Raw genomic sequence first — 7,409 nt, 5'->3', positions numbered from 1 at the left:
ACACGCCGCTCTTCGATCTCGGCGCTGCACCATGCAGCAGACGCAGCAGCGCCCCGGACGAGGGTGGAGTCCGGGGCGCTGCTGCGGAGTTCTCGGGAGGCCCTACGCCTCAACGTAAGCGACGATCGTGATCGACCCCAGGGCGGTCACATAGAAGATCACCCGCACGCCGTCGATCTCGTCGACGTAGTCGCGCAGCAGGGTGTCGGGCACCGGGGTGCCCAGCTCGGGGTTGACGCTGATCGCGACGATGGCGCGGTCCAGGCGGTGCGTCTCGCTCGCCGTGAGCTTCGCCAGCTGGCTCAGCGCGGGCTCCACCAGGACGACCTGGGACCGGCGCGGTGCGTGCTCGGGCGACACGGGGCTGCTCGCCGGCGAGGCGCTCCAGGTGGGGGTCGCGGGCGTCCTCCCACAGCACGCCCGTCTCCGGGGACGGGTAGCTCCACGACCCGCGTCACGGTGGAGCTCACCGAGGACCAGGTCGAGGCCGCCGGCCTTCCGCCCGGCCACGGCTACCAGATCACCGGCATGCCGCTCGATGCCGAGGGCGAACCCGTGGAGCTCCCCCGGTCGCCGCGCTCACCGTCCCCCTCCGATGACTGCACCCCATGGACACGCCCGTCTCCGGCGGTCACCACGACGCCTCACTCCGGGGCTTCTGACCTGCCAGAGCACCGGTCGAACTTCGGTGAGACAAACCCCGGGTGGTGTTCTGTCGCACTAAGGGTTGAGCATTCTCAGCGAAGGTTGAGTGGCTACGGGCCGGGGACCGGGCCAGCACGAGGGCGATGGTGTCCTCGCGATAGCCGTTCCTCTCAGAACTGCGGGTTCTGAGGTCCTGAGAGGCGTTCCTGGCCTGCGGCCCACACTCAAGATCATTCTCACCGGGCTGCACTGACGCCCCACGGCCGATGCGGGTCTCACGTGTCGTTACTTTGAGTAGCGAAAATGCCGCATAGTGTGTCGGTCAGGTGTCTGCGCCGCCGGTCGTCACGACGGGCCGGGCTCAAGCCCCGCCAGCAACATCCGGGACAGCCACGGTCCGCAGAACCCGGCGGCTGCCATCAGCGGTAAGGGAGTGCAGTGAGCGACAAGGAACCGAAGCTGATCTACGGCCAGGGGGCCGAGGCGTGCCCCGAGGGGAACTTCTGTCTCTACCGGGCCAGCAACTTCAACGCGGGCCAGACCCCGGGGCGTGGCGACAAGATCCTGGCCATTCCGATGGGTGCATACATCAACGACTTCTCCGAGTACGGCTTCGACCACAGCGGTGACGGGGTGAGTGCCGTCGTCAACAACACGGCCGAGGACAACGCGCTCTTCTCGGCCGCCAACCAGCAGGGGCATTCACTGCCGGTGGACCGGGGGACCTCGATCGCGAACCTGGCCGCTATCCCCATGGCCGGGAGCCCGAACGGCTCCTGGAACGACCAGGCCCAGTCCGCGCTGGCGTCCCGCTTCGTCGGGAACCTGCGCGTCGACCAGGCACTGCGCGCCCACTGGGCGGAAGGCCCGGGGCACATCTACTCCTACCGGCTCACGATGCACGCCGAGGACACCCGCGTCATGAAATGGGCCGTGGGCTTCGGCGACCTGCCGGAGGGAACCTCACTGTCCAAGAGCTTCACCGACGCCTTCTGGGGCGAGATCCTCCGCAACGGCACCGACGGCGCCGTCCTGCTCGGCTCACCCCAAGGCGGCGGACACAGCGTCGATCCCGGCACTGCCCTCCCCATCGACATCCAGGTCCTCTACCCCGACGAAAACCCCGCCTACGAACACCTCACCGGCCTGAACGCCCAACAACTGGGCTGATCCGACACCCGGCCCACGCCGGACTCCCCCGGACGGCCGCGTCCGGCGGAGTCCGGCCCCCGACCGGCACACCGGTGCGGGCCAGGTCCCGACGCAGGGCCTCATGCGTGCGCCGAACGCGAAAGCCGCAGTCACTCAACCTTTACCGGCCTGGAAGGGGGTGCAGGCCCGATTGTCCTGTGCCACCAGATCTTGAGCGCGTGCCATCGATTCTTGACGGACGCGAGTTTGCGTCATCGAAGTTTGATCACGGCTGGTCAGAGGTTCGGCAAGACCGAACGCGGCGCCGCAAGATGGCCCCTCTGGGTGCCGAGTCGCGGGACCACCCGACACCAGCATGCCCGTAGCAGCCCCTATGGCTATGGCGAACGAACATGTAGCGCAGGGCGATACTCGAAGCTGAGTGTTCTTACCGGCGTCCGGTCCTGGTCAATGGCATGGACCGACGCTTCTGTCTACCCCCTCCGGGTGGGACAGCACTTCCAGCCCACTTCCTCCACGCCGGGCCGTCCCCGCCCCCACCCCCGCAAGTCGGCAGAAAATGAAACATAGATTTGCTGGCTTATTTCATGTCAGAACAAGGATTCTCCCTCCTAATCAGCCCATCTCGCCCTCCATGATGGAAGCCAACACCGGTAAACGAAGGGGGATTTCAGGCATGGCTGATTGGGTGAAGATCGCAGGCGGTCTCGCTGCTATCTCGGCGGGCTCCAGGACGACGGTATGGGGTGTGAACCACGGGAGCGCCGTCTACCGGCACACCAACTACGACGCCAGCCCGTGGGTCAACATCCCGGGGGGCCTCAGCGACATCGGCGCGGCCGCCGATGGCACCACGTGGGGTGTCAACGGCAGCAACCAGATCTACCGGTATGCCGGAGACCAGGGGAGCACGAACTGGGTGGGCATCTCCGGGAGCCTGGTCCGCATCGACGCGGGATCCCGGACGAACGTGTGGGGGGTGGACTCCGCCAGCACCATCTACCGGTACACGAACCACGATGCCAGTCCGTGGATCAAGATTGCCGGGGCGCTGAGTGACATCGGCGCGGCCGCCGACGGCACCGTATGGGGTGTCAACGGCGGCAACCAGGTCTTCCGGTACACCGGGGACCAGGACAGCTCGAACGCGTGGAAGAGCGTCCCCGGCAGTCTCAAGCGCATCGCGGTGGGCTCCCGGACGAACGTGTGGGGCGTCGACCCCGCCGGCAGCATCTACCGGTACACCAACAACGACGCCAGCGGCGGCAACCCGTGGATCAAGATCCCCGGCACTGCCCACGACATCGCAGCCGGCGCCGACGGCACCGTGTGGCACATCAACCCCGGCGGTGAGATCTACCGGTACACCGGCGACCAGCCGAGCTGACTTCTGCCCCCTGATCGCGTGCGGGCCCCTGGCCGGGACAGGCCGGGGGCCCGCACCAGCGTCCGGGTTCGCCCGCGTCCGGATCACGCAGGTCCACGACGGCTACGCAGTGCTACACGTCCGTTGGCCATAGCTAGACGAGAACATGGCCGTGATCATCGCTTTTACCGATCAGACTTCGATGGCACACGGTCAAGGTTCAATGGCACGGACACCGATCCACGCCCCAAGAACCGGACATTAGCGGGCATTCTCGCGGCTGCTGTCACGCTCTAACCGGCGGGCGTGACAGCACGGCCGGGGGTGCGTGACAGCTCAGCCCGTCACGTTCGGTGAGCGTGACAGGGGTCGCTGATGTCCTCTGACACTGAACATGGACCGATTGCCAGGGAAGTTGGACAACCACTACGTTTCTGCCATTGATGTTGGACCGATGGGGCTGGGGGCACCCTCACCTCCCGTCCGCTCCTGTCAGGCATGCGAGGCGCCGATCCACTCCGGCCCGGCGCACAAGGTTTACTGCTCGAAAGAGTGCAGCTACTGGGCCTACATGAACCGGCGACGTGATCGTGGCTTGCCGCGGTCTGTGGCGATCGTTCCTCCGCGGCAGCAGCCCGTCGACTGCCCTGTCTGCGGGCTCCCGCTTCCCGAACGGAGGTCCCAGAACCGTCTGACATGCTCGGCTTCCTGCCGGATGAAGCGCTACCGAGCGCGGAGGAAGAAACGGCTCGGGATGGTGTGACGGGACGCGGTAGTCGGAACCGCGATCTGCCGTGACCTGGAGGTTCGGTCCTGGCGGGACACTCGCTGGCGCGGGGCGACAAGCCGCTTGCGGCTGTCGGATCGAACGAGCAACAGCACGGGGATGATGGTCACTATGGATACGACACCACCTGGCCGAGCCCTGGTCGAAGCGGGTTGGCAGAAGGTTCGCGACGACGGGCGGGTCCGGCCGGAACTGCTCGAGGCGGTCTGCGCTGAACCGCGCCTACACCAGTTGTTCCCGTGGACAGGAATGGGAGAGCTGCACTTCAGCCGTTGCACAGGGCAGCGATGGACATGGGACATTCCCTACATCCAGCCCGCGGCAGATGGCGAATACTGGGTCTCCGGCCCCCTGCGCAGTGAGACCGTAGGGCCGGCCGCGACGCCGCAACAGGCCATCGCGATGGTGGTCGAGCGCCTCCCTCCGAACTGCGGACCTGCTTTCGTAGGGACCCCAGAAGAACTCGTCGCCCACGAGGCTACGATCCTGCCCGCCGCCTCCGCAGCCCCGGACCCCGACCACTCCGCTGACTGATCTCAGTTCCAACCATCGTGGCCCAGTTCCGAGCATCGCGTCCCGGCTCAGATGGCCGCCTGTCCGGTCCAACTTCGCTGACAAACAGTCCAACTTCGTTGTCAGAGGACGTTCCGGTTGAAGACCGGATAGTTCATGGTTTTGCCAGGTTATGGGTGTTTCGCCGGTTGGTCGTTTCGCGAGGTTGGAGATCATCGCGAGGCGGATCATGCTCTCGGAGTGGGCGGGTTTGGTTTCGTAGTCCCGGGCGAGGCGGCGGTGCATCATGATCCAGCCGGAAACTTCGCTCCACTACCCACCTTCGCGGAATCACAGAAAACCCTTTGACCTGGGTGTTCCTGGAGACGACGTCGACATCGATACCGAGGGTGGCGCCGTGCTCGATGGCCTGGGTCTTGTAGCCGGTGTCGACCCACGCCTTGGTGATCGTGGGGTGGTCGGCGGCGATCCGGGTGAGGAGCTGTTTGCCGGCCTCGTTGTCGGAGACGCTGGCTGCGGTCACGATGACCAGCAGTAACAGGCCGAGGGTATCGACGACGATGCTGCGTTTGCGGCCCACGATCTTCTTGCCGGCGTCGGTGCCCTGGGTGTCGGTGGGGACGCTGATGGCGGTCTTGACGCTCTGTGCGTCGAGGACGCAGGCGGTGGGTTCGGCGGTGCATCCTGCCTGTTCACGGACCAGGCGGTGCAGGCGGACGCCGAGTTTCTCGATGGTGCCGTCGGCGGTCCAGGCGCTGAAGTAGCTGAACACGGTGGTGTGCGGCGGGAAGTCGTGGGGCAGGTAGCGCCACGGGACTCCGGTCCGGTTGAGGAAGAGGATCGCGTTCATGACTTCTCGCAGGTCGGTGACCTTGCCGCCGAGGTTGAGCGAGGTCTTCTGACGCTCGGCCCGCCAGGCCGTCAAGGTCGGCTCGATCAACTCCCAGCGGGCGTCGGAGAGATCACTCAGGTACGGCTTGCGCTGCTGCGAAGAGGTCATGGGGTTACTCATACAGAAGGCGCGTAACCGGGCATATCGCTCGATCGGGCGAGGCAAAAGTAATATCCCGGGCTGTATTCGAACCGGACAGGAGCTATCGGCGTTAAACACAGCAAATCACATGGCCGTGTCCGTCTCGGCAGGTGCGACAAATTACCCGTTCTTCCTGAATGCCGCCAAGTTCATGAGGCGCGAACTACCGCAAACTGCTGGATAGATGACAAGAACGTCCTCTAAGAGGTGAGTTTGTCGGGGTGAGTCACCCGGCACGGGTGAACGCCGGGGGTCGCCTACTGCTCGTATGCCCAGGTCCGGCCGGTCTGCCGGTACTCCTCAACGGGGAGGGGCTCGACGCCGGGCCGCATGCGGCTCACGTACAGCAGCCCGTCAAGGTGGTCGATCTCGTGGGCGACGAGCCGGGCGAGTCCCTGTTCGTACACCGCGGTGACCGTGGCGCCCTCGACCGTGGTGGTCTCGACCGTGATACGCAGCGGGCGGGGGACCATGCCGCGGACGTCGAAGAACGACAGACACCCCTCGTACTGCTCGTCCGTGTCGTCGGAGACGTCGGTGACGCGGGGGTTGAGCAGCACGATGGCACCGGCGCCCTGCTCGGTGGGCTGGACGACGGCGGCCGCGCGGCCGATGCCGATCTGCGGGGCGGCGATGCCCATCCCCTTGGCGAAGGTGTGGACGCGCGAGATGCGCTCCATGGAGGCGAACAGGCCGTCCACGGCCCGCTCGGCGGCCTCCCGTTCGGCGGGCAGGTCGAACCGGCGCGCTACCTCGGCAAGGACGGGGGCGCCCTGCTGGACGACGCCGAGGTTGCGCATCTGCTCGCTGGGCCGCACCACACTCACTTGAACTCCCCTTGATTCACGTCCTGTTCGGGCCGGGCCCGGAACCGCCATTCGAGACGATAGCGAGCATGCAGGGCCGGGCGGGCGGTCGACCAGGTGAAGAGACGCATCGCGTTCTCCTCGCTCCGTGCGGGGGCGCTGGGCAGCGGTGACGCCTCGGCGGTCATCGAGGTCTCGGTTCCCCACACCACCGGATCGAGTGCGGCGGGGAAGGCGAGAGTGACCTCCAGGTGCTCGGTGGGCAGCCGTACGGCGCGCTGGAACCAGCGACCCCATTTGGCGTCGCTGACCGTGTAGGCGTACTCGATCCACACCGAATCGCCGGGGTAGAGCGGGAAGCGGCCCTGGTCGTTGTCGAACAGCAGCCACAACTCCTTGAAGGCGTCCCGGTCGTGCTTGACCTGCCAGCGCATCGCCTCCCCGCGGCAGGTTGCGGTGAGCGCGAGTTCGTCCCAGGTCAGCGGATGCTGCCGGTAGTGGGCATTGGAGCGTTCGGGGTGGCCGGGGTAGCGGTCGACGGAGATGCGGATCAGGTAGCGGGTGATCGGGGCGGTGCCGGTGTTGCGCAGCAGGCGGCGCATGGTGAGCCGGTAGGCGCTGCCGTCGTAGTCGAGTCGGGCGGCGTCGTGTTCGACGACGATCGCCGACCCGGTGGCGTACGGCTGCTCGGCCTGCCGTGGCGTGGGCACAGCGGCTGCCGTGGTGGTCTGGCGGGCGCGGGCCGATTCGTACTCGTTCCACCGGCGCCAGATCGCCTTGCCCGCGTTCAAGGTCTCATCCGCACGGCGGGCGAAGTCCTCGGTCGGCCTGTGCCGGCCGGACTCCACGTGGCTGACGTAGCTGGGGTGGAAGCCCATCAGCTCGGCGAGCGCCTTCTTCGCCATGCCGCGCACCTCGCGCCAGTACGCGACCTCGGCGGCGAAGTTCTCGGTGGCCTGTTCCACGGTGATCGCGTCGTCCTGCGCGTCCATCAAAGCTCCGCCCTGCGTGGCCAGTTGAGTGCGTGAGTGAACCGTGAGTGAGGACAGTTCACCATTCTGTCGCCATCCCCGGCACCGGTTTGCTCCTCTCACCGGCCCGACTCTC

General features: G+C 66.5%; 6 protein-coding genes and 1 pseudogene. 3 read left to right on the top strand and 4 right to left on the bottom strand.

Translation table 11 applies throughout. The annotated features are described in order from the left end of the window. Window positions 1-102 precede the first annotated feature (102 nt). On the bottom strand, window positions 103-360 hold the full coding sequence (locus tag ABZT12_RS36050) for a hypothetical protein (RefSeq protein WP_356393020.1): 258 nt from the start codon (window positions 358-360) through the stop codon (window positions 103-105). Between the two features lie 723 nt (window positions 361-1,083). Between ABZT12_RS36050 and ABZT12_RS36045 the strand changes: the two genes are divergently transcribed. From ABZT12_RS36045 to ABZT12_RS36035, 3 genes are all read left to right on the top strand, one after another. Beyond that, window positions 1,084-1,815, top strand: coding sequence for a peptidase inhibitor family I36 protein (locus ABZT12_RS36045; RefSeq protein ID WP_356393018.1), 732 nt, complete (start codon window positions 1,084-1,086; stop codon window positions 1,813-1,815). A gap of 658 nt (window positions 1,816-2,473) precedes the next feature. Next, entirely contained in the window at window positions 2,474-3,184 is a 711-nt protein-coding gene (locus ABZT12_RS36040) for a tectonin domain-containing protein (RefSeq protein ID WP_356393015.1), read from the top strand. A gap of 865 nt (window positions 3,185-4,049) precedes the next feature. Then, window positions 4,050-4,484 carry a DUF6193 family natural product biosynthesis protein gene (locus tag ABZT12_RS36035; protein ID WP_356393026.1) on the top strand — a complete coding sequence of 145 codons (435 nt, stop codon included), beginning with the start codon at window positions 4,050-4,052 and terminating at the stop codon, window positions 4,482-4,484. Between the two features lie 141 nt (window positions 4,485-4,625). On the opposite strand, the pseudogene ABZT12_RS36030 reads toward ABZT12_RS36035, so the two are convergent. From ABZT12_RS36030 to ABZT12_RS36020, 3 genes and pseudogenes are all read right to left on the bottom strand, one after another. After that, window positions 4,626-5,463: pseudogene (locus ABZT12_RS36030) on the bottom strand (IS5 family transposase); the annotation flags it as partial. A 290-nt stretch (window positions 5,464-5,753) separates the two neighbouring features. Continuing rightward, the gene (locus ABZT12_RS36025) at window positions 5,754-6,323 is read right to left on the bottom strand and encodes a peptide deformylase (RefSeq protein WP_356393012.1); all 570 of its coding nucleotides are present in this window, start codon (window positions 6,321-6,323) and stop codon (window positions 5,754-5,756) included. Continuing rightward, on the bottom strand, window positions 6,320-7,294 hold the full coding sequence (locus ABZT12_RS36020; protein ID WP_356393010.1) for a helix-turn-helix transcriptional regulator: 975 nt from the start codon (window positions 7,292-7,294) through the stop codon (window positions 6,320-6,322). The genes ABZT12_RS36025 and ABZT12_RS36020 overlap by 4 nt, the downstream gene beginning before the upstream one ends. Window positions 7,295-7,409: the final 115 nt, after the last annotated feature.

It is taken from the genome of Streptomyces sp. NPDC005423 (assembly GCF_040606415.1).
GTDB lineage: Bacteria > Actinomycetota > Actinomycetes > Streptomycetales > Streptomycetaceae > Streptomyces.
This window is presented reverse-complemented; position numbering and strand designations above follow the sequence as displayed.

Coding starts and splice junctions, on each gene's coding strand:
- ABZT12_RS36035 (WP_356393026.1), top strand. CDS start 4,050: ATGATGGTCACTATGGATACGACACCACCTGGCCGAGCCCTGGTCGAA.
- ABZT12_RS36040 (WP_356393015.1), top strand. CDS start 2,474: ATGGCTGATTGGGTGAAGATCGCAGGCGGTCTCGCTGCTATCTCGGCG.
- ABZT12_RS36020 (WP_356393010.1), bottom strand. CDS start 7,294: ATGGACGCGCAGGACGACGCGATCACCGTGGAACAGGCCACCGAGAAC.